This is a genomic window from Kitasatospora sp. CB02891 (assembly GCF_002803145.1).
Lineage (GTDB): Bacteria > Actinomycetota > Actinomycetes > Streptomycetales > Streptomycetaceae > Kitasatospora > Kitasatospora griseola.
In genome coordinates, this window is sequence record NZ_NNBO01000011.1 from 211,251 (window position 1) to 233,499 (window position 22,249).

The window sequence follows — 22,249 nt, forward strand, 5'->3', positions numbered from 1 at the left end:
TCCGCCTGGCCGTTCTCGTAGTTGGGCGCGGTGTCCACCCAGTCGGCACCACGGGAGGCGGCCATCAAGGTGGCCTCGGCCACATCGAGACAGCGGTAGGTGCCCAGGCCCAGCCGTGCGGTCATCGCTCGCCCCAGATGGCGGCGACCTGGCCGTCGACCAGCTCCGTCACGACACCGGCCGCCTGCGCGAGCGTGATGCCAGCAGCCTGTGCGAGATCGGCCAGTCGGTGACTCTCTCCGTCGGCGAGGAGCGTGAGCATCGGCTGGGCCTGGGCCGCGAACGTCCACTCCTCGCCGCCCGTGGTCAGCCGCACCGTGCCCTCCGGCCCGGAGGTGAGCGCGGGCCGCGTGGTGACGAGACGCACCCTCAGATCCGCGTCCGGCGGAGCCGTCGTGATGTACGGCAGCGACGGGACCAACCTGGCACGCTCGGTGGCATCGCGAGCGGCGGAGAAGCGAGTGATCAGATCGGCACTCTCCAGTTCGGCCGCGACGAGCTTGCTGATCGTTTCGAGGAAGACGCGCTGCTCCTCGGCAGCTCCGAAGCGCGGAATGTCCGCCCGGATGGCCTCGTGGGCTCGCAGGACCTCCGACAACCAGGTGACCAGGTCAGCGCCCGTCGTGCTCTGCAGCCCGCATGTGACGTGCAGTGAGTGCTGGCCCTCGGAGGCGGCGACGGCGTGCCACCAGCCCCGGGGCAGGTAGAGCATGTCACCAGCGTTGAGCACCAGGTCGGCAATGGGTTCGTCCGGCGGCGGCTCGGGCATCTCGACGTCGCGGTGCAGGGGGACTGTGCGAGTCGGTCCGAAGATTCGCCAGCGCTTCGCGCCGTCGAGTTGGACGACCACCACGTCGTGGTCATCCCAGTGGACGCCGAAGCCCTCGGTGCTGGTCCACGAGGCGTACAGGTTGACCTGCACTCCCGTTCGCAGCCAGCACTCCAGCTGGGAGGCCACGGAGCCGATGCCGGGATGGAGCTCGTCGACGGCGTCCAGGACGAGCGTGGCCCCTTCGGCGAGCCGCTTGTGCAACTCGGAGGGCTGGAGCTGGTGCCAGACGGTGCTCCGCCGGGTGGTGATCGGCCGGGAGTAGGTGCGCGCGGGCACCTGCTCCCCGTTGGCGGCGAGGCGGAAGCGAGGGGGTTCGAACCGGTGGTGGGTCAGGATGGCATTGAGGTCATCCCAGCTCATCAGTCCGGCGAGCGACGCGGCTTCACCGCGTGCGACCTTGAAGCTGCGGCCGAGCGTCTGGGCGAGGAAGTCATCCCCGCCCAGACGCTCAACCACCGAGAAGTGCTCGGCGGCCATCGTGATGCAGCCGTCAGTCGTTGGTGTCGGTTCGGCCGGTGGAGCCGCCGTCCGACGGCTGCTCGCCCCGCGATCGGGCCGCGGCGACCTTGGTACGGGCGACAAGCAGGCCGTCGCCCTCCAGCTCGGTGCTGGTCGTCAGGTTCTCGGGCATGAAGTACTCCTTCGGTTTCATGGGGCGGGGCGACTGCCCAGCCCCGTCGTGGGTGCACTGGTGGATCCGTTGCCAGGGCAGGGCGCTGGCAAGGAACCTCAGGTGCTTATTGCCGCGTGACTGTTGGCCGGCGCGGCCACCTGCGTCCCCCCAAGCCCGCGTCGGGGCGGGAGGAAGTCTTTTCAGGCACTGGTCGGGACGACGTCCCGTGCCTTCGGGGCCGCGGCCCTCACCAGGGCGGTGAGTCGCTCGTCGCCCGAGACGGCGGCGGTGGCGCCGACCTCGAACCAGATCCGTTTGCCGGCAGGGTCCGGCTCGGCGCCCCAGTCCGTCGCGAGCGCGGCCACCAGGAACAGCCCTCGCCCGTCGGTGGCGTCGAGATCGATCCCGCCGGCAGCCGGGAGTTCGTGGCCGACGTCCGTCACCTCGACGCGCAGCCGTTCACCGTCCCAGGAGACGCACACGACGCACGGGGCGTGGGTGTGGGACACGGCGTTGGTGATCAGCTCGCTGGACAGCAACTCGACATCGCGGAGTGCGTCCTCCGCCAGCGGCAGGCCCCAACCGCGCACGGCCCGTATCACCTGCCGCCGGGCATCCGGCACGGCCTTGACACTGGGCAGCACATGAAAGCCGAACGGGGCGGGGGCAGTGGCCTGCCGGGTGGCGACGGACATGAGCGCGGACCTTTCACCGGGACGAGGTCGGCAGCGGGCCGATTCGCGCCGGGATTCACCCGGCAGGTATCTACGGAACCGCCTCCAACGCCGGTGAACCAGAGCAGAATTGAGGCGGCAACGAGGCATCCGTGCTGCAAACCCGGGCATGACCTGGCCTGTTACGGCTGCAGACGAACTGACGTACCTCTGGAGGACGCGGGATGGCATCCAGGAGGTCTCGGCTGATCCAGCGAAGGGAGGCGGTCGGTCACACGCAGGAATCCCTGGCTGAAGCCCTCGATGTGGACCGTACGACCGTGGGGCGATGGGAGAGCGGCAGGGGTGCCCCACAGCCCTGGATGCGGCCGAAGCTCGCCCGCGTCCTGAAACTCTCGGTTGACCAACTGGCCGACCTGCTGGCAGCGCCCCCGGCAGTTGCCGAAGCAGTTCCACCGCCCAGCAGCGGCGGCGAGGCTTCGCCTCCTGCGCCTGCCCAGCGCACGGACCACGACAACGATCTCGTAGTGGCCGTGGCAGCCGACTCAGCAGAGTCCGCACTCTTCCTTCGCTTCGCGAGCGCGTCCAACGTGGACGACACGCTGCTTGAACAGATCGACGCGGACATCGCGAGGCTGGCAGGGGACTACGTGAGCAAGCTGGTATCCGAGCTCTTCAACGACATCGGAGTCCTCCGGCGAGCAGTGTTCGACTTACTCCGAGGCCGTCAACACCCCTACCAGGCAAGCCATCTCTACCTGCAGGCCGGACGCCTCTGTGGCCTGGCCACCCATGTCGCCCTCGACCTCGGCCAGTACGCAGCTGCGGCTGCGCATTCGCGAACGGCCTGGCGCTGCGCGGAGTCAGCCGGCCACAACGGTCTCCGGGCCTGGATCCGATCCGTCCAGTCCCTGATTGCCTACTGGCAGCAGGACCATCGCCAGGCCGCCGAGCTGGCCAGAGCCGGACTGCCGTACGCAGACAGCGGGACGATCGCAGCCCGCCTGCTCAGCCTCGAAGCACGGGCCACCGCCGCGCTCGGCGACAGCGCGAGCGCGCTACGAGCCGTGGAAGCGGCCGAAGCGGCGCGGAGCACGGTAGCCGCCGTGGATCTTCCCGGCGTATTCACGTTTCCCGAGGCCAAGCAGTGGACGTACGTTGGCACCGCCCTCCTTGCCCTGGGCAGCCGAGCTCACGTGAACCGCGCCATCGAGGCGTCCTCCCGGGCCATCGCCCTGTACGAGTCCGCACCGCAGCAGGAACAGTCCTCCGGCGACCTGCTGGCCGCCCGCCTCGACCTCGCCAACGCCCACCTCGCCCACGGCGACCTCGACGGCGTGCAGGAGAAGCTCTCGGCGGTGTTGGATGCCGCACCGGACCGGCGAACAGCAAGCATCTCCAGCCGCCTTCGGGCCCTGAGTACTCGTCTCGCTGAGCCAGCCTATGCAGGCTCCCCGATCGTCCTGAGTCTCCGTGAGAATGTCAGAGAAGCCTGCTCTCGACCCGCACTCACGAACCCTCCGGAGCTGCCACAGTGACGAGCAACACCGCACAGCAGGACGCCGCAGTCGCCGACAAGATGATCCTCGCGAACAGCGCCTATGCCGACGGACGCCACCTGGCCGCCCGCCAGTCGATCTACCGGTGGCAGCAGCCGCAGTACGACCTGCCCGGGATCGTCGTCGAAGAGCTGGCCGGCACAAGTGGGATCGTCCTCGACGTCGGCTGCGGCAACGGCAAGTTCGTCAGCCGCTTGCACACGGACTGCCCGAATTTCCAGGTCGTCGGGATGGATATTTCGGCGGGCATCCTCGCTGACGTCGAGAAGCCGGTCCTGGTGGCCGACGCTCAGGCCCTGCCCTTCGCGGACGACAGTGCCGACGCCGCACTGGCCCTGCACATGCTGTACCACGTCAGCGACATCGGGGCCACGGTCAAGGAACTGGCCCGCGTCCTCCGGCCTGGCGGTGTGCTCATTGCTTCGACCAACAGCGACACCGACAAAAACGAGCTGGACGAGCTCTGGGCCAGGGCCGCAGGAGATGTTCTAGGCATTTCTGAGGGGCCAGCGCGCGTCTCCCTCAGCTCGCGCTTCTCTCTGGAGAAGTCACGCAGTTACCTCGGGGTGGCGTTCGAGAACATCTTGGTTCGTGAACTTCCGGGCACCATCGAAGTTACCGACCCAGCGCCAATCATCGCTCACCTGGCCTCGTACGAGGCATGGGCCGAGCAGTGCGGCGTCCCCTTCCAGGAGACCGTCAGCCGGGCAGCGGAGATCGCTGCCGCCACGATCGCGACTGCGGGATCGTTCAGGATCACCTGCCTTGGCGGCATCCTGGTTTGCCGGAGCTAGGCCTGTAGTGGGATTTGGCTGACTTGCGAGAGAAGGAAACCGAATGGCGTGGAATGAAATCCCTGCGCGAGATGATGCAAATTTGTCTTTCCAGGCGTACTATGGGCGAATCAATATCCTTTATAGCCTATTGAGGCCAACGAGCAGGTTCGTATTTGATCAAATCTGGGAATCGGCCGAAAGGTCCGAATTAAAGGAGTTTAAAAAGAGTGCGCTTGTCGGCCTCTTTGTTGCTGATCTTGTTCGCGCCCTTGGTCTCAAGGAGATTACGGAATGCGAGCCAGAAGTGGGAGATTGGTTCGTTCACTCCGGCGTTACGAGCTACTGCAAGCTTGAATCCGGCTTGAGGGCGGCGGAGATCGAGATTTCAGGTCGGATCATTCGAGGCGCCGTGCGTGCTGACTGCTACATCACCGGCACGGCTGCTGTCAACATGGATGGCCGTGATGATATTTCGTTTGTAGTTGGCCGCTTGACTTCTTATTCTAAATTTGACCTCGTTGCTGCCGGTTACCGTGAGCCGGTTTCGAGCCTGGCAGGATTGCGTCAAATTGACCTTCGTGTCGATGGGCCGTCCGGAGTTGCAGATCTGGCGGCACTCTCGATGGGTGACGCGTGGTCCTCGAAGCTCCTGCAGCTCGAAGTGCGTGGAGTTCCAGATCAAGGGCTGCTTAACGGTGCCGTGCTCGACACTGTAGCCCGATTCCAATCAGCTGTTGAAGATCAGGGTGGCTGGAAGCTCCTATATGACGACTCCGGCAAGGTTATGCATGAGCGGCAACATCAGGGCATGTTTCGAATGTTCTCGCGGTTGACATTTGGGACATTGGGCATCCAAATGGATGCTAACTCGGACCATGGAAGTGGTCCTACCGACTTCACGCTACGCCTAAATAAGGCGGCTGCAATTATCGAATTCAAAAAGGATGACAAGCTGGAAGAAATTCGCCATGGCGTATTGATTCAGCTTCCAATCTACATGCGATCTTCTGGGATTGCGTTTGGATTCTACATTGTCATGTGTCATAAGAGGGATCCGGGTGAAATTGAAAGGATCCTCTCGGGAGTCGTGGACGCTGACCCGACACTTGCCGGCGTCACATGTGTCGTTGTTGATTGTCGTCGCAGAATTTCTGCATCCAAGGCGCCAGCGCGCTCGGCTCTTGCCGCCGAGTTGCCTGACTGAGTCATTACGCAGCGCGAGGAGGCGCACTCGTCCGCTGGTGCGTTGAAGGCTTCCCGTCGAGTGGTCAGTGTGCGTGAGCGATGCGTGAACGGATGGAGCGGCAGCAGGCCCTTGGATCCGGACCATGGAACTTGCCGCGGGGCGCTGACCTGCAGGGTCAGCGCCCGCGGCATCAGGTGTTACGCGCCGTCAGGATCCGGGTTCGTCTTGTAAAGCGGGGGTCGTCGGTTCGAACCCGACAGGGGGCTCGGATTTGAGTGCGGGCCGGAGGGCCTGTGGAGGGTGGGCGCCCCGGGGCCGGAAGTGGCTTCGGGGTGTTTCTGTGTGTGGGGCCGTCGGGCGGAGGGGTGCCCGTTGAGCGGGTGGCAAGTCGACGGCAATCGGGCGGACGTACGGTCGGCGGGATGGCGCTTCCCCGTGCGAGCGGCTTCGCAGCCGCTCCTGTGCGCATGGCCGAACAGACTCTTCATGTGGAAAAGAGGCCTGATGTCACGCAGATTCCCGATGGCGGTCGTGTCACTCCTGGCGCTGGTGGCTTCGTTCCTGGCCGCCGCGCCCGCCGGGCACGCGGCCAGTCCCTGTAACGCCCCCGAGCCGCCGCCGTCCTGCAACGAGCCGCCGCCCCCGGGCGGCTCGGGGACGCCCCCGACGCCGAGACAACTGCCGTACAGCTATGCGGAGTCGTTGACGCTCAGCGGCTGGTGCGTGGACGTGCCCAACGGTTCGCCGGTCACCGGGAGCGCGATCCAGATCTGGGGGTGCAACAACTCCGGTGCGCAGCGGTGGATTTCGCGGCCGGTGGGGGAAGGGGTGTCGTGGGTGAACGTCGCCTCGGGCAAGTGCCTGGACGTCAAGTGGGGCGGCTCGGCGGACGGCACCGCCGTCTGGCAGTGGGACTGCAACGGGACGCCCGCGCAGGTCTGGCGTGACGAACCGGCGGCCTCCGGCGGCCGGCAGCTGGTCAACTCGGGCAGCGGGAAGTGCCTGGACGTCCCGAACGACGACTTCCGCAACGGCAATCCCCTGCAGGTCTGGAGCTGCCACGACAGGCCGGCGCAGCGGCTGGGCCGCCAGGCGGCCCAGCCGTGGCCGGGGTCGCGGCTGCGCCCGATCTACGCGATCGCGCACAACCTCAACTCCGCGGACCGGGTCGGTTCGGCCCTCGACGCCGGATACAACGCCATCGAGGTCGACGCCGCCAACCACGCGTACGGCGGCTGCTTCGTCGACGACTGGGAGTGGGTGGCCTGCGACGTCGGCAACCCGGCCTCCGAGAACGTCGACAGCGGCAACGTGGGCCGCAAGCGGGTCTCGGCGATCTTCGACGAGATGGCCGCCCAGCGCCGTGCCGGGCGCAACCTGACGCTGGTCTGGATCGACATCAAGCACCCCGAGAACCGGGACCTCGGCGCGTTGAAGGCGCTGGCCCGGGACAAGCTGGTGGCCAACGGCATCCAGGTGGTCTACGAGGTGACCTGGGACAACGACCAGCGGACGCTCTGGGCGGACCTCAAGCAGGGCCTCACCCGGTCCGAGGGGGTGATGGTCACCGGGACGTACCAGGACGCCAACATCGCCTTCTCCTACAACGGCGGCGGCGTCGACTTCCAGCACCGGCTGGTCGACGACGGCTCCGCGATCTTCGCCACCGCGGTCGGAACCTGCGGCAACGACGGCAGCGACAAGGTGGCCGGCCTGAAACAGAGCACGGCGGTCCGGGACGCGGGCTACCTGACGGGAGTCTTCTCCTGGACCATCGGCTCCTCCTCCGGTGCCGCCTCGTGCGCCGGCCGGCTGCTCGGCGAGGCGGGCGTGGACGGCCTCATCGCGGGCTACAAGTTCGACGACTACCAGCGGTCCGGCGACACCGACCAGGCCGTGAAGAACATCACCGACTGGGTCAACGCCCACAGTGGCCAGGCGCGACTGGCGACGGTCCGGGACACGGTCTTCGCCTGAGCCCGACAGCCCGACAGCCCGACAGCCGGTCAGCTCAGCAGCCCGACAGCCCGACAGCCCGACAGCCGGTCAGCTCAGCAGCCCGGCAGCCAGACAGCTCAGCGGCCCGGCGGCCCGTCAGCTCAGCAGCCAGACAGCCCTGCGGCGGCGGGGCGTCAGGCGGCGCCGGTGGTGGATTCGGTGGCGGCGATGAGGGTGTGGAGTTCGGCGACGACGGGGGTGTCGGCGGTGTCGAGGTGGGCGAGGGCGTCGTGCCAGTGGGCGAGGGCCTGGGGGATGCGGCCCTGGTCGTGGAGGACGCGGCCGTAGGCGTGTTCGGCGAGGCCGGTGCCGTAGGTGTCGTCGAGTTCGGCGGTGAGGTCGAGCAGGTGGCGGCCGAGGGCGGCGGCCTCGTCGAGGCGGCGCAGGCGGCGGAGGGCCTCGATCTCGCGGAGGCGGCATTCGCGCTTGGTGTTCCACGGTGCGTTCTCGGCGAGGTCGAGCGCGGCGCGGAAGTGGCCCAGTGCCTCGGCGGGTCGGTTCAGCCGCAGGTGGGCGTTGCCGATGTTGCAGCGGCCGGCCATCTCCATCGGCACCGGGTCGGGGAGGCGCCTGGCGGCGTCGATGCTGCGGGTGTGCAGGGGGATGGCGAGTTCGGGGTCCTCGGGTTCGAGCAGGTTGCCCAGCGCGGACAGGGCGCGGGCCTCGTTGAGCGGGTCGTCCTGTTCGACGGCGAGGCCGAGCGCCTCGTGCAGGGTGAGGACGGCCTCCCGCGGGCGGCCGAGGAGTTGCAGCAGCATGCCGCGGTTGTTCAGGGCGATCTGGCGGCGGTGCTGGTTGCCGGTGCGCTGCCAGAGCGGGATGGACCGGTCGACCAGGTCGAGGGCGTCGGCGAAGCGGCCGGTGTCGAAATGGGCGCTGGCCAGGTCGACCAGGGCGAGGCCCTCGGCGGCGGTGCGGTCCTCGCGGCGGGCGACCCGGAGCGCGATCTCGTTCAGGTGCACCAGCTCCGGGGTGCGGCCGCGGGCGCGCAGGTAGGGGAGCAGGGCCTGGACCAGGTCGAGCAGGGTGGGGGCGGCCCAGCTCCGGTCGGCCAGCCGTTCGACCAGCACGGTGAGGTTGGTGTACTCGCCGTCGCCGAAGGCGAACGCGCTCTCCTGGTCCCGGTCGGCGACGTCGCTGCCGGCGGGCAGTCCGCGCTGGCGGTGCAGGGTCGGGTCGAGGACGCGGGCGGCGCCGGCGGCGGCGTCGAGGTACCAGTCGAGGGCGTCGGCGACGGCGCGGGTGCGGTCGGTCGGGTCCTCGGTGAGTTCGCGGGCGAAGTCCCGGACCAGGTCGTGCGGGGCGAACCGGCCGCCCCCGAGCTCGTCGACCAGGGCGACGTCGGCCAGCCGGTCGAGGGCGGCGCCGGCCTGCGAGGGGCTGATCCGCAGCACGCCGGAGAGCAGCCCGGGGGAGTACTCGGGCAGGTCGAGGGCGCCGACGGCGACCAGCGCGTCGGCGGCCCGGCGGTCCAGGCGGCGGTCGGAGCCGCGCAGTGCCTCGTGGGCCAGGGCGAGTGACTGACGGACGCTCAGGTCGTCGAGTTCGAGTTCGTCGAGCCGGTCCTCGTCGTCCTCCAGGCGGCCGACCAGGTTGCGGACGGACGGGGCGGTGCGGGCGGCCAGCCGGGCGGCGACGATCCGCAGGGCGAGCGGGAGCCGGCCGCACAGTTCCACCAGCCGGGCCAGGTGGGTGTGTTCGACGCCGACCAGTTGGAGGCCGCGGCCGGCCCGGCCGGCGGCGAGTTCGACCAGCGCGATGCTCTCGGCGGTGGAGAGGGTGCCGAGGCGGACGTGGACCGCGCCGTCGAGGGCGAGCATCGGCGTCCGGCTGGTGACCAGCACGCCGCAGCCGGGGCCGGACGGCAGCAGTGGGCGGACCTGGGCGAGGTCGGCGGCGTCGTCCAGCAGCAGCAGGGTGCGGGTGCCGCTCAGGGTGGAGCGCAGCAGGGCGGCGGCGCCGTCGACCTCGTCGGGGACGTCGGCGGGGTTGATGCCGAGGCCGCGCAGCAGGGTGGTGAGGGCCTGGTGCGGGCCGAGCGGGGTGAGGCCGGCGGTGGCGCCGCGCAGGTTGAGGAAGAGCTGGCCGTCGGGGAAGCGGCCGCGCAGCGTGTCGGCGCAGTGGACGGCGAGTGCGGACTTGCCGACTCCGGCCATACCGCTGAGCACGGCCAGGCCAGGCCGATCGGTGCCGGCCAGCAGGGCCTGCCGGAGGGCTTCGAGCTCGTCCGGGCGGCCGACGAAGTGCGCGGGCGGGGTGGGGAGTTGGGCGGGGATAGGACGGGTCGGCCGGGCCTCGGGCGCGGGTTCGGGCTGGTCGGCGAGGATCCGGGCGTGCAGGGCGCGGACGGCGGGTCCGGGTTCGATGCCGAGTTCGTCGATCAGGGCGCGGCGCAGCCGCTGGTAGACGGTGAGGGCCTGGGCGCGCCGGTCGGCGCCGTGCAGGGCGAGCATCAGCTGCCCGTGGAAGGCCTCGCGCAGCGGGTGTTCGCCGACCAGGCGGGTGAGTTCGGCGACCAGCCCGCGGGGGCGGCCCTGGTGCAGTTCGGCGTCGAAGCGCCACTCCAGGGCCTGCAGCCGGTTCTCCTGCCACTGGTCGCGGCGGGCCCGGCCGTCGGCGCTGTCCGGCAGGTCGGCGAGCGGGTCGCCGCGCCACAGGTCGAGGGCGGCGGAGGTCTCGGCGAGCACCCGGGGCCAGTCGGCGGCCTCGTGTGCGGCGCGGGCCCGCTGGACCGCCAGTTCGAACTGGCGGCTGTCCAACTCCTGGTCGGCGACGACGAGTCGGTACCCGGAGGGGGCGGCGCGCAGTCGGTCGCCGGTCTCGTCGCCGAGCGACTTGCGCAGCCGGGCGACCAGGTTGCGCAGCGAGGCCTCGGCGGTGCTGGGGGCCTCCTCGCCCCACAGGGCGTCGATCAGCCGGTCCAGCGAGACCGGCTGGTTGGCGTGGATCAGCAGTACGGCCAGCAGGGTGCGGGCCTTGGGGCCGCGCACGGGGCAGTCCCGGGTGCCGTCGTGTGCCTGGAGACTGCCGAGCAACCCGAACCGCATGGTTCCACCCCCACGTCCGTTGCGCCCCCCAACGGCCCCACGGGACGCGTTAGGTCGATGTTATCGGCGGATTATGTGCGTGAACCAAGCTCTTTCATGTCGGCAGGTGAAGCCAGCTGGCGGAAAGTCAGAAATGGCGGCTTTGCCTCACCGCGGGGCGGCCGGCCGACCGGAAGAGCCCAGGGAGACTGCCGTGACTCGCTCGAACACCGCTCGTCGTACCGTCGCCGCACTGCTCACCGCGGGGGTGTCGGCGGTCCTGATGACCGCGGCGCCGGCCCACGCCGACAGCAACGACAGCTGCCACCCGTCCGGCGCGATGCCGCGGGTCGGCGTGTTCGGCAACGAGTTCGCCCCGGCGCCGTCCGACCCGCTGGTCCGGGCGCAGGGCTGGGTCGGCGCGGGCCTGGCCTGCTCCCCGATGGGCAGCTTCGGCGGGTACCGGACCGACGCGGGCGGCTACGCGGCGATGGCCTGGCACCTGACCGAGTCGATGGAGCCGTCCGAGCTCCTCTCCACCGGGTCGGTGACGCCGCTCGCCGGCCGTGACGACCTGGCACCCGGCGACGGGCTGCTGAACCCGGCGGGCTTCGGCCACGTGGTGGTCTTCGACCACTGGGCCGACGACGCGCACACCTCCTACCTGGGCTACGAGTTCACCGCGACGGGCGTGCAGCACCGCACCGTCCCCTACCCGTACTTCGCGGGCCAGGGCGATTTCCGGCCGGTTCGCGCGGCGCGCTGACCGACCCGGCCGAACCACCCCACCGAGAACCCGCACCGACCAGCACCCGTACGGCAGTTCGCACGCCGTCGGCGGGTCGGCACCGCCACGCCGAAATCGAGAAGGAGCTGTCCCGTGAAACCGCACCGTCGAGCCCTGGCCACCGCGGCCACCGCCCTGGCCCTGGCCGCCACCGCCCTCGGAACCGTCCCCGCGTTCGCGGCGGGAGCGAGCGACGGTGCCACCAAGAACGTCGACTACCTGGGTCGGACGTTCTCGATCCCCGCCGACTGGCCGGTGATCGACCTGTCCGCCGCTCCCCGTACCTGTGTCCGCTTCGACCGGCACGCCCTCTACCTCGGCACCCCTGACGCCGACCAGGACTGCCCCTCGCACGTGATCGGTCGCACCGAGGCGCTGCTGGTCCAGCCCGCCGCCGGCGAGCCGGTCGGCACCACCGTCAACGACACCGGACACGAGATCGCCGCCGCCGACGGGACGGTGCGGATCACCGCCGCCTACGACACCGACCGGGCGCTGGTCACCGGCATCCTGACCGGCGCCGCGATCCCCGCGAAGGCGCCCGCCAAGGCCGCCACCCTCGGCGCCAGGGCGCTGACGACCGCGGCCGTCCCGGCGACCAGCACGAACTACACGGGCAAGGGCTTCGACGCCTGCGCCGCCCCCAGCAGCGCCCTGATGGCGGGCTGGATGGCCGACTCGCCGTACCGCGCCGTGGGCATCTACATCGGCGGCTCCAACCGGGGCTGCCCCCAGCCCAACCTGACCCCCGGCTGGGTGAGCCAACAGGCCGCCGCAGGCTGGCACTTCATGCCGCTGTACGTGGGCCCGCAGGCCGCCGGCATCAGTTCCCCGGCCGGCCAGGGCGCGGCCGCCGCCGACGACGCGATCAACAACGCGGTCGCCCTCGGCTTCGGCCCGGGCAGCGTCCTCTACTACGACATGGAGGCATACTCCCCGACCTACAGCAGCAAGGTGCTGGCCTTCGAGTCGGCCTGGACCGAGCGGCTGCACGCCCGCGGCTACCTCTCCGCCATCTACAGCAGCTCGGACAGCGGCATCGCCGACCTGGCGAACCACGTCTCCGCCTACACCATGCCCGACGTGGTGTACTTCGCCCGCTGGAACCGCTCTGCCGACACCAGCGATCCGGCGGTTCCCGCCTCGTACTGGGCCGGCCACCAGCGGGTGCACCAGTACTCGGGCAACGTCACCGAGAGCTACCACGGCTACTCGTTGGAGATCGACGCCGACTACCTGGACGTCCAGGTGGCCCAGGAACCCGTCGTGCCGGCCGGCGTGCTCTACCACAGCATCGTTTCCGGGGGCGGGAGTTGGGCGGGGTTCGCGCCGCTCGCCGGAGTGGGCACGCCGACCATGCTGGCCCGCGAGAGCGCCATCACCGGACTGCCGGACGGCACTGCGCAGGTGGTGGGCATCGGCAGCGACGGGAACGTCTACCACGAGGCCCGGCTCACCGACGGGAACTGGAGCGGGTTCGCGCCGCTGGCCGGTGTGGGTACGCCGACCATGCAGGCGAGCAAGGTGGCGATCGCCGGACTGCCGGACGGCAGCGCGCAGGTGGTGGCGATCGGCAGTGACGGCAACCTCTACCACGAGATCCGCCTCCCGAACGGGAGTTGGAGTGGCTTCGCGCCGCTGGCCGGGGTCGGCACGTCGACCATGCAGGCCCGCGAGGTGGCCATCGCCGCGATGCCGGACGGCAGCGCCCAGGTGGTGGCGATCGGCAGCGACGGCAACGTCTACCACGAGACCCGTCTGACCAACGCAGGCTGGAGCGGGTTCGCGCCGCTGGCCGGGGTGGGCACGTCGACCATGCAGGCGAGCAAGGTGGCGATCGCCGGACTGCCGGACGGCAGCGCCCAGGTGGTGGCGATCGGCAGTGACGGCAAGGTCTACCACGAGACCCGTCTGACCAATGCAGGCTGGACCGGGTTCGCGCCGCTGGACGGCGTCGGGACCTCGACCATGCAGGCCTTCGAGGTGGCCATCGCCGGCCTGCCGAACGGGACTTCGCAGGTGCTGGCGATCGGCAGCGACCACCAGGCGTACTCCCGGGTGCGGCTCGCGGACGCCAACTGGACGGCCTTCCAGGCGATGGCGGGCCACGACGGCGCCGCGACCTTCCCGGCCCAGCGGGTGGCGGTCGCCGCGATGCCCGACGGCTCCACCCAGGTGCTCGCCACCACGCTCTGACCCGCCCTCGGCCGGGGCCGGCCCCACGGCCCGCCCCGGTCGAGCCCTCAAATGTTCGCCCCACCAGTTTCGGACGGCCCTCCGGGCGTCCACATCCCGAGGAGTTCCATACCATGCGAATCGCACGCAAGTTCGGTAAGGCCGGTCTGGCCGCCATGGTCGCGGCCGGCGCCCTGACCACCCTCGCGGCCGGCACGGCGCACGCCGACGCGGCCGGCATCGCCGCCACCGCGAACAGCCAGCTCGGGAACGGCCCGTGCACGCTCGGCGGCAGCGGGTACGTCCCCCCGAGCGGGATCGGCGCCTCCTGCGACGGAGCGGGCCACAAGCGCGAGTTCTGGTGCTCCGACTTCGCGGCCTGGGTCTGGGGCCGCAACGACGTCGCCTACGTCAAGGAACTGACCTCCTCCGCCGCCACCTTCTACGACTACGGCGTCCGACACGGCACCCTTCACCGGACCCCGCAGGTCGGCGACGCGATCGTGTGGGACTACAACTCCTCCACCGACCGGGCCGAGCACGTGAACCTGGTGACGGCGGTCAACGGCACCACGATCACCGTGGTCGGCGGCAACCAGAGCAACAGCGTCACCACCTACACGATCAACAACGCCGGGATCGGATCCACGTCGTCCACCGGCCAGCGGATCAGCGGCTTCATCTCCCCGATCTTCAACGGCACCACCAGCAACCCGTCCAGCCTGCCGGCCGGCACCCTGGTGAAGTCCGCCTCCGGCCCGACCGTCAAGGTGATCGTGGGCGGCGCCGGCCTGGCGATCCAGGGTTCCGACGTGGACGCCGACCACTACGACCTCAGCAAGATCGTCACCGTCGGCGACGCCGCGTTCAACGCGCTGCCCGCCGTCCCGCCGAACGGAACCGTCGTGATGGACCAGTCCGGTACCGACAACTCCCGCTACGTGGTCGTCGACGGCGTCGCCCTGAACATCGGCGGCGACGACTGGGTCTCGGGCGGCTACAGCACCAAGCCGCAGATGGGCGTCCCCACCTCCTGGCTGCGCGATGCCACGCAGCGCACCCTGGGTACCGGCGTGGTCGTGCTGGACCAGTCGGGCGCCGACAACAGCCGCTACGTGATGGTCGACGGCGCCGCGCTGCCGATCACCGGCGCCGAGTGGGACAACGACAACTACGCCGCCCGCCACTCGGTCGGCGTTCCGGCCGCCTGGCTGAAGGCGGCCGCCGCCAAGCCGGTGCCGGACGGGACCGTGGTGATGGACCAGCACGGCGCCGACAACAGCCGCTACGTGATGGTCGGCGGCGCGGCCGCCGCCATCTCCGGCACCGAGTGGGACAACGACGGCTACAGCGACCGCCCGCTGATGGGCGTCCCCGGCGCCTGGCTGGGCCGGGCGGCCGCGGCCAAGCCCGCCGACGGAATGCTGCTGAAGGGCGAATCGGGCGCCGACCCGTCGGTGTACGTCACCGCCAACGGCTCCGCCCTGCCGCTGACCGTCCCCGAGTACAACGACGTCTGGGCCAACCGCGCGACCACCGGCGCCCCGGAGCGCTGGCTGGCCTGGATCGTCGCCAAGCCGCTGGCCAACGGCACCGTCATCACCAACGCCAGCGGACAGGAGGCCACCCGCTACGTGATGGCCGGCGGCAAGGCCGTCCCGCTCAGCGGCGCCGACTTCACCGCGCTCGGCTACGACCAGCAGCCGCTGCGCGGCGTCCCCGGCGCCTGGGAGGCCACCGCGGCGGCGAAGACCGCCCCGTCCGACGGCACCATGCTCCTGTCGCCCGACAACACCACCGTCTGGCAGGTCGTCAACAACGGCCACAAGCGCCCGATGGCCACGAGCGAGTTCGGCGACGGCGGCTACTCCTTCCTGGACGTGGTCCGCGTCCCGACCGCCCTCACCGCGTCCCTGCCCAACGCCTGATGCCCCACCACAACCCGCCGGCCCCCGGCCGTGGCACCCGCCACGGCCGGGGGCCGGCCCCGTTGTCGGGAGGTTCAGGCGAGCAGCAGCGGCATGTCCCAGTCGTGCGGGGTGCCGCCCGACGCGTACGAGTCGAGGGCGAGCGCGACGCCGGAGGCGCCGTCCAGGTAGCCGGAGACGTCGGAGGCGAACGGCTCGGCGGTCATGGAGAAGCGCAGGCCGAACGGGGCGTCCGGGTCGAACGCGTCGATCAGCCGGGCGGCGATCAGGTCGCGCCGCCGCTCGATCCGCGGGTCCTCGAAGTGCTCGTTCAGACGGCCGAGTTGGTGCAGTGCGCCGGCCCAGCCGTGGCACAGCGCGTGGTCGGTGATGCCCCAGTCGTCGAGCGGGACGGTGAGCAGCCGCTCCACCGAGTCGCGGGCGACCGCCGTCCAGTCGGGGCGGTCCAGCACCGCGCCGGCCACCTGCAGGGCGCGCGAGACGCCGGGGGCCCCGTAGCACCAGGACGGCCAACTGGCGGGCTTCGCAAAGGCGTCCGGGCCGGCCAGGTACTCGTCCAGGTCCAGGTAGCCCGGCCAGTACGGGCCGTGCTCGTCGCGCACCGCCCAGTGCAGCAGCAGTCCGGCGGCGCTCTCCATCGCCTCCTGGTGGCCGGGCAGCCGGATGCCGTCCCGCCAGGCCAGCGCGAGCAGCATCAGCGGGCCAGCGACGCCGTGCGACAGGCCCAGGTTGAGGTGGCCGTCGGGCATCAGGTGCTCGGAGCCGATCCGCGGCGCGTCCAGCGCCCACCAGCGCGGGACGCGCACCCCGCGGTGCTCGGTCTCGCCGCGGGCCAGCTCGATCAGGTAGCCGAGGACGCCCTCCAGCTCCTCGCCGCAGGTCTCGGCGCGGGCCAGCAGGTACCGGCCGACGCCGGTCATGCCGCGCACCACCTCGTAGTGGCCGATGGTGGCCAGCGGCCCGTCCGGCACGGCGGGCAGCGCGGTGTGCACCAACTGCCGCTGGTAGGCGTCCAGTCGGTGCAGGGCGGTGGTGTACCCGCCGGTGGCCCGGTTGGCGACCAGCACGGCGAACGCCAGCGCCCCCGGGCCCTTGAAGATCCCGCTGGGCGTGGTGTCGCCGTCGGCGGCGGCCCGGGTGCCGACGGCGAGCCAGCCGTGCGCCCGCGCCACCCGGTCGGCGCGCGGCCGGGCGCCGCCGCTGAACGCCAGCGACAGGCCCGGACTGCCGCTGCCGAGCGTCAGCTCGACCCACACCCCCTCCGCCACCCCGTCCTCGGCGGCCTCGGCCGGAATCCGGGTGGCGGCCATGGTCGCGGCCGGGTCGGCCAACCGGTCGAGAATCCGGTCGGACACCTCCCCGGCCGCCTCGCGCAGCTCGGACGACGTCCTTGCGGTGGGTTCGGTGACGGTCATCGGGGGCTCCGGGTGGTGAAGGGGCGGGCGGCGGAACTGGGGTGACTCGACGTCACGGCCGGCGATCGGCGTGCGCCCGGCGGCCCAGCAGGGAGCGGGCCGTGCCGCGCAGCACGGCGTAGCCGCGGGACTCGGCGGCCCGGTCGATGCCGAACAGGCGGTTGTGGCGCATGTGCAGCAACGACATCAGGGCCTCGTCCCGGTCGGCCTCCGGTGCGGCGAACAGCCGGCGGCCGAAGGCGCGCGGGGCGGAGGACTCCGTCCAGAGGGTGGCCAGGGCGGGGACGCCGAGCAGTTCGGCGGCGTGCCGGGCGGCGTCGCCGGGGCGGATCAGCCGGTCGGTCAGGGCGCGGTGGCGCTGGTAGACCTGGTGGTCGGCGGTCTTGTCGAACAGGCGGTCGGCCCAGTCGCACCAGTCCCAGTCGCCGAGCGAGTCCAGCAGCACGGCGTGGCCGACGGCGGCCAGCACCTCGTCCGGCACCGCGGCCGCGCCGGCCCGCCGGGCCTGCAGCTGGACGATCGCGGACCGGCTGTCCGTCAGGAACAGCTCCTCGGCGTCCGGCAGGGCGTCCGGCCCGAGGTAGCGGTCGGTCTCCGGCCGGTACACGTCCAGCGCCATGGTGCGCAGCGCGCCGGTGTCGATCAGCTTCCGGACGTGCCGGGCGAGGGTCGGCAGGACGCGGCCGGCCAGGGCGGCGGGGTCGCCGTGCAGGCGCAGCCGCAGGTGCGGTTCGGGGTCGCGGTAGCGCAGGAAGAACCAGCGGTCGATGTCGCCGTCGAGGTCGACGAGCAGCCGGGGCAGGTGGTCGGCGAGCAGCGTCTCGTGGGCTGACGGGTCGGCGTACAGCTTGGCGAACAGCCAGTCCTCGCCGGGCAGGTGAACGTCCGTCGGGGCGGTGCGCAGGGCCGGCGCGGCGAGCGGCGGGCGGGCGTCGGCGGCGGGCTCCGGCGCGGGGGTGCGGAACAGCGGGACGACGATCTCGGTGCTGTGGCCGTGGTTCCAGCCGAGTCCGGCGCCGTCCGCGGTGAGGTCCTGGAACAGCTGGAACCGCGGTTCGGGGGCGGTGAGTTCGGCGCGCAGCAGCTCGGTGTCCCAGCTCTCGCGCAGGTCGATCGGGAACATCCGGTCGTTGCTGGCGATCTGCAGCCGGTCGGGCACCCGGTAGCGCTCGCGCCACTCGCGCAGGCCCTCCGCCCAGGCGGCGGGCCCGGCGGTGCGGGCGGCGTCGCGCAGGCGGCGGCCGGGCAGCCAGCGGCGCGGCGTGGTGAGGACCCGGCCGTAGCGGACGGCGGGCAGGTACGGCAGGGTGTCCAGGCCCGCCCAGTCCCAGCCGGACCACACCCGGGGGCGGGCCGCGGCCAGCTCGGACAGGAACCGGGCGACCGGCGGGGCCTGCCCGTCCAGGGCGAGCATGTGCGGGAAGACCGGGACGACCGGACGGCCCGTCTCCGGGTGCAGCAGGCGCAGCCCGTCCTCGCCGGCGGCGACCAGCAGGGTGCGCCAGTCCAGGCAGTGCGGGTCGCCGCGGTCGGCGGGCACCCCGATCGGCAGGCGGTGCGGCAGCAGCTGCGGGACCTGGACGATGTTCAGCGACCGCGGGTCGCGCGGGGCCAGCTCGACCTGGACGGGCAGCGCGGCGTTCTCGGTGGACTCGGCCGGCCCGGCGGCGAGCGCGGCGAGGCCCTCGGTCAGGCCGGTCAGCTCGGCGAACCGGCCGGCGGTGGCGCCGGCCGTCCAGGAGCCGATGTGCGGGCTGCCGAGCAGCAGGAACTCGCCGCGGTCGAGCGCGGCGGTGGAGTCGGCGAGCAGCTGGAAGCAGAGCTCCAGGGTGCGCGGCGGGCGGGTGCTGCCCGGGGTGTGGCCGGCGGCGTCGGCGAGCCGGGCGACGTCGGCGTCGTCCAGCACCAGGTCCCGGCCGGACATCACGGCCTGCTGGACGAGTTCGGCGACGGCGTTGCGGCGCGGCCGGTCGGCGTCGTCGCCGGGGCCGGTGCGGGCGTGCGCGGGCAGCGCGCCGCCGTACTCGGGCGGCAGGCCGAGGCCGCGGTGCGGGTCGGCCAGGTCGCCGAGCGGGACGGCGCTCGCGGTGCCGTAGCGCTCGATGAACCGCTCCCGGTAGTCCCGCAGGTGCTCCAGCGAGGTCCACTCCGGCGTGATCGCCCAGATCGCCTCCGCGTACCGGCGCACTTCCTCGCCGATCGCCTCCGGCAGCACCAGGTCGGCGGGCATCCGCAGGTCGACCTGGACGGGCGGCCGTTCACCGGCCCGGTCGGCCGGGTCGAGCGCCCGGACCTCGCGCAGCAGGGCCCGCCAGGACTCCAGCCCCTCGCCGGGACGGTCGCGTTCGTGCACGGCCGCGGCGGCGCGGACGGCCCGCAGCCCCTCGGCGGCGCCCGGCACCGCCCCGTCCACGGCGGACTCGATCCGCGTCAGCAGCGCGTCGTCGATCCGGTGCGGGGTGAGCGAGGTGAGCAGGAAGCCGTGCTGGACCAGCCCGGCGAGCACCGTGTCGATCCGTTCGGCGGACAGCTGCGGGAAGCGCTGCACCAGGTCGGCCAGCAGCGCGGCGTAGCCCACCGGTCGGGCCGCCAGCTCGCGCACCCGGGCGACCAGCGCGTTGTCGCGCACCGAGATCTCGCGCTCGTCGGTCTGCCGCAGCAGCCGGCCGTCGCGCAGCACGGACAGGTCGTCGAGCACCACCTCGACCCGGCGGCGGACCTCCGGCACGGCCAGCCAGGCCAGCACCCGACGGTGCAGCCAGCCGCCGTCCAACCGCACCCGGACCTGGCCGGAGCCGACGGGCGAGGACTTCGCGGCGGCCCCGAACCGGGCCCGGCCGACACCCGCGAACAGCCCGAACGGCGTGGGCCGGCCGCCCGAACGCCGGGCGTAGCGGGTCAGGGTGCGAGCGGCGCTGACGGTCCGCTTGCGGCCGAGCGCCGCCGCGCCGTCGGGCTCACCGAGGCGCTGCAGGCTCAGCGCGAGGCTGCCGCTGGCGACCTCGACGGCCTGCCGCAGCAGCGGGCTCGCGGCCAGCCGGCGCACACCGGGGACGGGGTCGTCCGGGTCGATCAGGGCCTCGGCGCCCGTTCGGGGAGTGCTGGCCATCCGCACCAGCACCGGCTCACGGATCTCGAACAGGGCCTGCTCCGGTCGCACGTTCGTGGTGCCCCTCTAGGTCGGAAACGGCGGGAACTGCGGGGAACTGCGGGAACCGCGGGAAACAGCGGGGGAACGGCGGGAAACACAGAGCGCGGGGCGGGCTGCAGCCCGCCCCGCGCACGTTGCTCACCGACGTGACGTCAGCAGCAGACCGGGCAGCGGGTGCCGATCGCGTAGCTGCTCGGAGAGGTGAAGGTGCCCTGGCCGAAGGCCTGGGTCTCCTCCGCGACCTCCGCGATGCGGAGGTCCAGGTCGAGGTCGGTGTCCTGCTGCACGAGGATCTCGTTACGCATGTTCCCCTCCAGAGGGTTCGTCGGTCCGACCGGAGCGGAGCCCCGGCCGCAGCACCGGTCGTGAACGAGCGTTCGCATCCGGTGCCGAGGCCAACTTTTTCCCGGCTTCCCACCATGTGGTGAGTGCTGTCCTGGCCAACCTGGCCGCAGCCGCCCGCCCGGCGGCGGCCCGTCGCCCCCGCGACCCCCGCCACCTGCGGTTCGTCCCGCGCTGGGCCGCCGACCGGTCCAGGCCCGGACGGTGCGCACGCTGTCCATTTCGGGGCGGGGCGCCGGCGGCCAGGTTTCAGCAGCGAAAACCATGAACACTCCTGGTCCCGGGTGGTGGGCAGGAGAATGGTGGGACCCGTGCGACAGGAGTCCGCGACAGGTTCGGCAGGCGTTCACCGTTTTGACTCGAACTTTGCCGTCCGACGGCCGGGAAACGATCAGTCGGCCGGCCGCGACGAGGCCTGCCGGGCCTCCGGAGCATCTGCCACCCGGTGCACGAACGACGCGGTCAGGAACGCCACCACCGCGCAGACGATCACCAACGGCATCGAATCCGTCGCCTGATCACCCAGCAATGCAGCCGCCAGCACCGTGCTCGTCACCGGCAGCCGGGTGACCGCCGCACTGCTCGCCGCCAACCCCGCCGCCAACCCCGCCTCCACCCCCATCCCCGGCAGACCGCCCACCGCCACCCCCAGCGCCGCGCCCAACAGCACCGCCGGAAAGATCGGCCCACCCCGCAGCGATCCCAGCGCCACCCCCCAACCCAGCCCCTTGAACACCACCAACGCCAACAGCGCCCCCACCGACCAGGACTGCGGATCCGCCGCCAACTGCCCGAGCGTCGCCTGCCCCGACAGCGCCGCCTCCTCCGGCGACCGGCCCGTCGCCACCGCGTACCCCGTCAGACACAGACCCACCAGCACCGCACAGATCACCGTCCGCACCGCCGTCCGCTGCGCCGTGAACGCCGCGAACCGGTGACCCAGCGTCCGCGCCGCGACCATCACCACCGCGACCAGCACCGCCAACGGCACCCCCCACAGGAAGTCCCCGGCGTCCGGCAGCTCCGCCTTCGGCACCGCCGGCAGCGTCAACGCCCCGATCGACAGCCCCGTCCAGTGCCCGAAGCCCGTGAACACCAGCGCGCCCACCCCCGCCGACAGCAGACACGGCAGGATCAGCAACGTCAGCTGCGGCCCGCCCAGACCCGCCGCCTCGATCATCATCACCGCCGCCACCAGCGGACTCCCGAAGATCGTCGAGATCGCCGCCGTCGACCCGGCCGCGCCCAGCATCGGCCCCACCCTCGGATTCGCCGCCCGCCGGGCCCGGCTCACCGCCAACAGCGCCAACCCGCTGCCCACCGCCATCAGCGGAGCCTCCGGACCCAGCACCGCACCGAGCGGCAACGAGACCAACGCCGCCAGCACCACCGACGGCACCTCCACCGGCAGCGTCGGCGGCCCGCCCAACCCGTGCACCGGGATGTGCCCGCCCCGCCCCGGCATCCTCGTCACGATCGGCGCCAGCAGCAGACCCGCCAGCGCCAACGCCGGCAACGCCCACCACCACGGCGCCCGCCCGTACCCCAGGGCCTCCGGCGCCGACTCCCACACCCAGTGCTGCAACTCGTGTTCGAGACTCACGAAACCGAACGCCGCCAACGAGACCGGTACACCCACCAGCGCGGACACCAACAGCAACCGCCCGTAACCCGGACTGCGCAGCAACTCCCGGATCCCGGCGGCCTGCTCTGCCATCTGCGCTCCCTGATCACCCGGACACACCTGCTCCGACCGTCCTGCGGCCCGCCGCCACCGGCCATCCGGG

Annotated in this window: 15 protein-coding genes and 1 tRNA gene; 8 read left to right on the plus strand and 8 right to left on the minus strand. The window is 71.7% G+C overall.

What is annotated here, in order from left to right; genetic code table 11:
* Positions 1-121 precede the first annotated feature (121 nt).
* The 3 genes from CG736_RS24210 to CG736_RS24215 all read right to left on the minus strand — a co-directional run bounded on the left by CG736_RS24210 (position 122) and on the right by CG736_RS24215 (position 2,140).
* The gene (locus tag CG736_RS24210; protein ID WP_100588282.1) at positions 122-1,309 is read right to left on the minus strand and encodes a cupin domain-containing protein; all 1,188 of its coding nucleotides are present in this window, start codon (positions 1,307-1,309) and stop codon (positions 122-124) included.
* A gap of 13 nt (positions 1,310-1,322) precedes the next feature.
* On the minus strand, positions 1,323-1,463 hold the full coding sequence (locus CG736_RS37165) for a hypothetical protein (RefSeq protein WP_167574070.1): 141 nt from the start codon (positions 1,461-1,463) through the stop codon (positions 1,323-1,325).
* 182 nt (positions 1,464-1,645) lie between these two features.
* A complete protein-coding gene (locus tag CG736_RS24215; RefSeq protein ID WP_157815703.1) occupies positions 1,646-2,140 on the minus strand; it encodes an ATP-binding protein in 495 nt (164 codons plus the stop codon).
* Between the two features lie 203 nt (positions 2,141-2,343).
* Here CG736_RS24215 and CG736_RS24220 point away from each other — a divergent pair, with 203 nt between their 5' ends.
* The 5 genes from CG736_RS24220 (at position 2,344) to CG736_RS24230 (ending at position 7,617) form a co-directional block, all read left to right on the plus strand.
* Positions 2,344-3,657, plus strand: a complete 1,314-nt coding sequence (locus tag CG736_RS24220) for a helix-turn-helix transcriptional regulator (protein WP_100588283.1) — start codon at positions 2,344-2,346, stop codon at positions 3,655-3,657.
* Entirely contained in the window at positions 3,654-4,472 is an 819-nt protein-coding gene (locus tag CG736_RS24225) for a class I SAM-dependent methyltransferase (protein ID WP_100588284.1), read from the plus strand. The genes CG736_RS24220 and CG736_RS24225 overlap by 4 nt, the downstream gene beginning before the upstream one ends.
* A gap of 43 nt (positions 4,473-4,515) precedes the next feature.
* Positions 4,516-5,658 (plus strand): hypothetical protein, encoded by a 1,143-nt coding sequence (locus tag CG736_RS36445; RefSeq protein WP_157815704.1) that lies wholly within the window; start codon positions 4,516-4,518, stop codon positions 5,656-5,658.
* A gap of 162 nt (positions 5,659-5,820) precedes the next feature.
* Positions 5,821-5,906 (plus strand) — tRNA-Thr (locus CG736_RS36450).
* Between the two features lie 238 nt (positions 5,907-6,144).
* A complete protein-coding gene (locus CG736_RS24230) occupies positions 6,145-7,617 on the plus strand; it encodes an RICIN domain-containing protein (protein WP_198520589.1) in 1,473 nt (490 codons plus the stop codon).
* Between the two features lie 155 nt (positions 7,618-7,772).
* On the opposite strand, the gene CG736_RS38695 is transcribed toward CG736_RS24230, so the two are convergent.
* Complete coding sequence (locus tag CG736_RS38695; RefSeq protein ID WP_100588286.1) at positions 7,773-10,685, minus strand: BTAD domain-containing putative transcriptional regulator; 2,913 nt, start codon at positions 10,683-10,685, stop codon at positions 7,773-7,775.
* 193 nt (positions 10,686-10,878) lie between these two features.
* Here CG736_RS38695 and CG736_RS24240 point away from each other — a divergent pair, with 193 nt between their 5' ends.
* From CG736_RS24240 to CG736_RS24250, 3 genes are all read left to right on the plus strand, one after another.
* Positions 10,879-11,430, plus strand: coding sequence for a hypothetical protein (locus tag CG736_RS24240; RefSeq protein WP_100588287.1), 552 nt, complete (start codon positions 10,879-10,881; stop codon positions 11,428-11,430).
* Between the two features lie 114 nt (positions 11,431-11,544).
* A complete protein-coding gene (locus CG736_RS24245) occupies positions 11,545-13,647 on the plus strand; it encodes a glycoside hydrolase domain-containing protein (protein WP_100588288.1) in 2,103 nt (700 codons plus the stop codon).
* 113 nt (positions 13,648-13,760) lie between these two features.
* On the plus strand, positions 13,761-15,554 hold the full coding sequence (locus tag CG736_RS24250) for a CHAP domain-containing protein (RefSeq protein WP_100588289.1): 1,794 nt from the start codon (positions 13,761-13,763) through the stop codon (positions 15,552-15,554).
* Between the two features lie 74 nt (positions 15,555-15,628).
* Here the strand turns inward: CG736_RS24250 and CG736_RS24255 are convergent, their stop codons facing one another.
* The 4 genes from CG736_RS24255 to CG736_RS24270 all read right to left on the minus strand — a co-directional run bounded on the left by CG736_RS24255 (position 15,629) and on the right by CG736_RS24270 (position 22,179).
* Entirely contained in the window at positions 15,629-16,969 is a 1,341-nt protein-coding gene (locus CG736_RS24255; RefSeq protein ID WP_100588290.1) for a lanthionine synthetase C family protein, read from the minus strand.
* Between the two features lie 52 nt (positions 16,970-17,021).
* Positions 17,022-20,078, minus strand: coding sequence for a lantibiotic dehydratase (locus tag CG736_RS24260; protein ID WP_100588340.1), 3,057 nt, complete (start codon positions 20,076-20,078; stop codon positions 17,022-17,024).
* A gap of 194 nt (positions 20,079-20,272) precedes the next feature.
* A complete protein-coding gene (lanA, locus tag CG736_RS24265) occupies positions 20,273-20,425 on the minus strand; it encodes an SCO0268 family class II lanthipeptide (RefSeq protein ID WP_063856615.1) in 153 nt (50 codons plus the stop codon).
* A 428-nt stretch (positions 20,426-20,853) separates the two neighbouring features.
* Positions 20,854-22,179 carry a chloride channel protein gene (locus CG736_RS24270; protein WP_100588291.1) on the minus strand — a complete coding sequence of 442 codons (1,326 nt, stop codon included), beginning with the start codon at positions 22,177-22,179 and terminating at the stop codon, positions 20,854-20,856.
* Between the last annotated feature and the right edge of the window lie 70 nt (positions 22,180-22,249).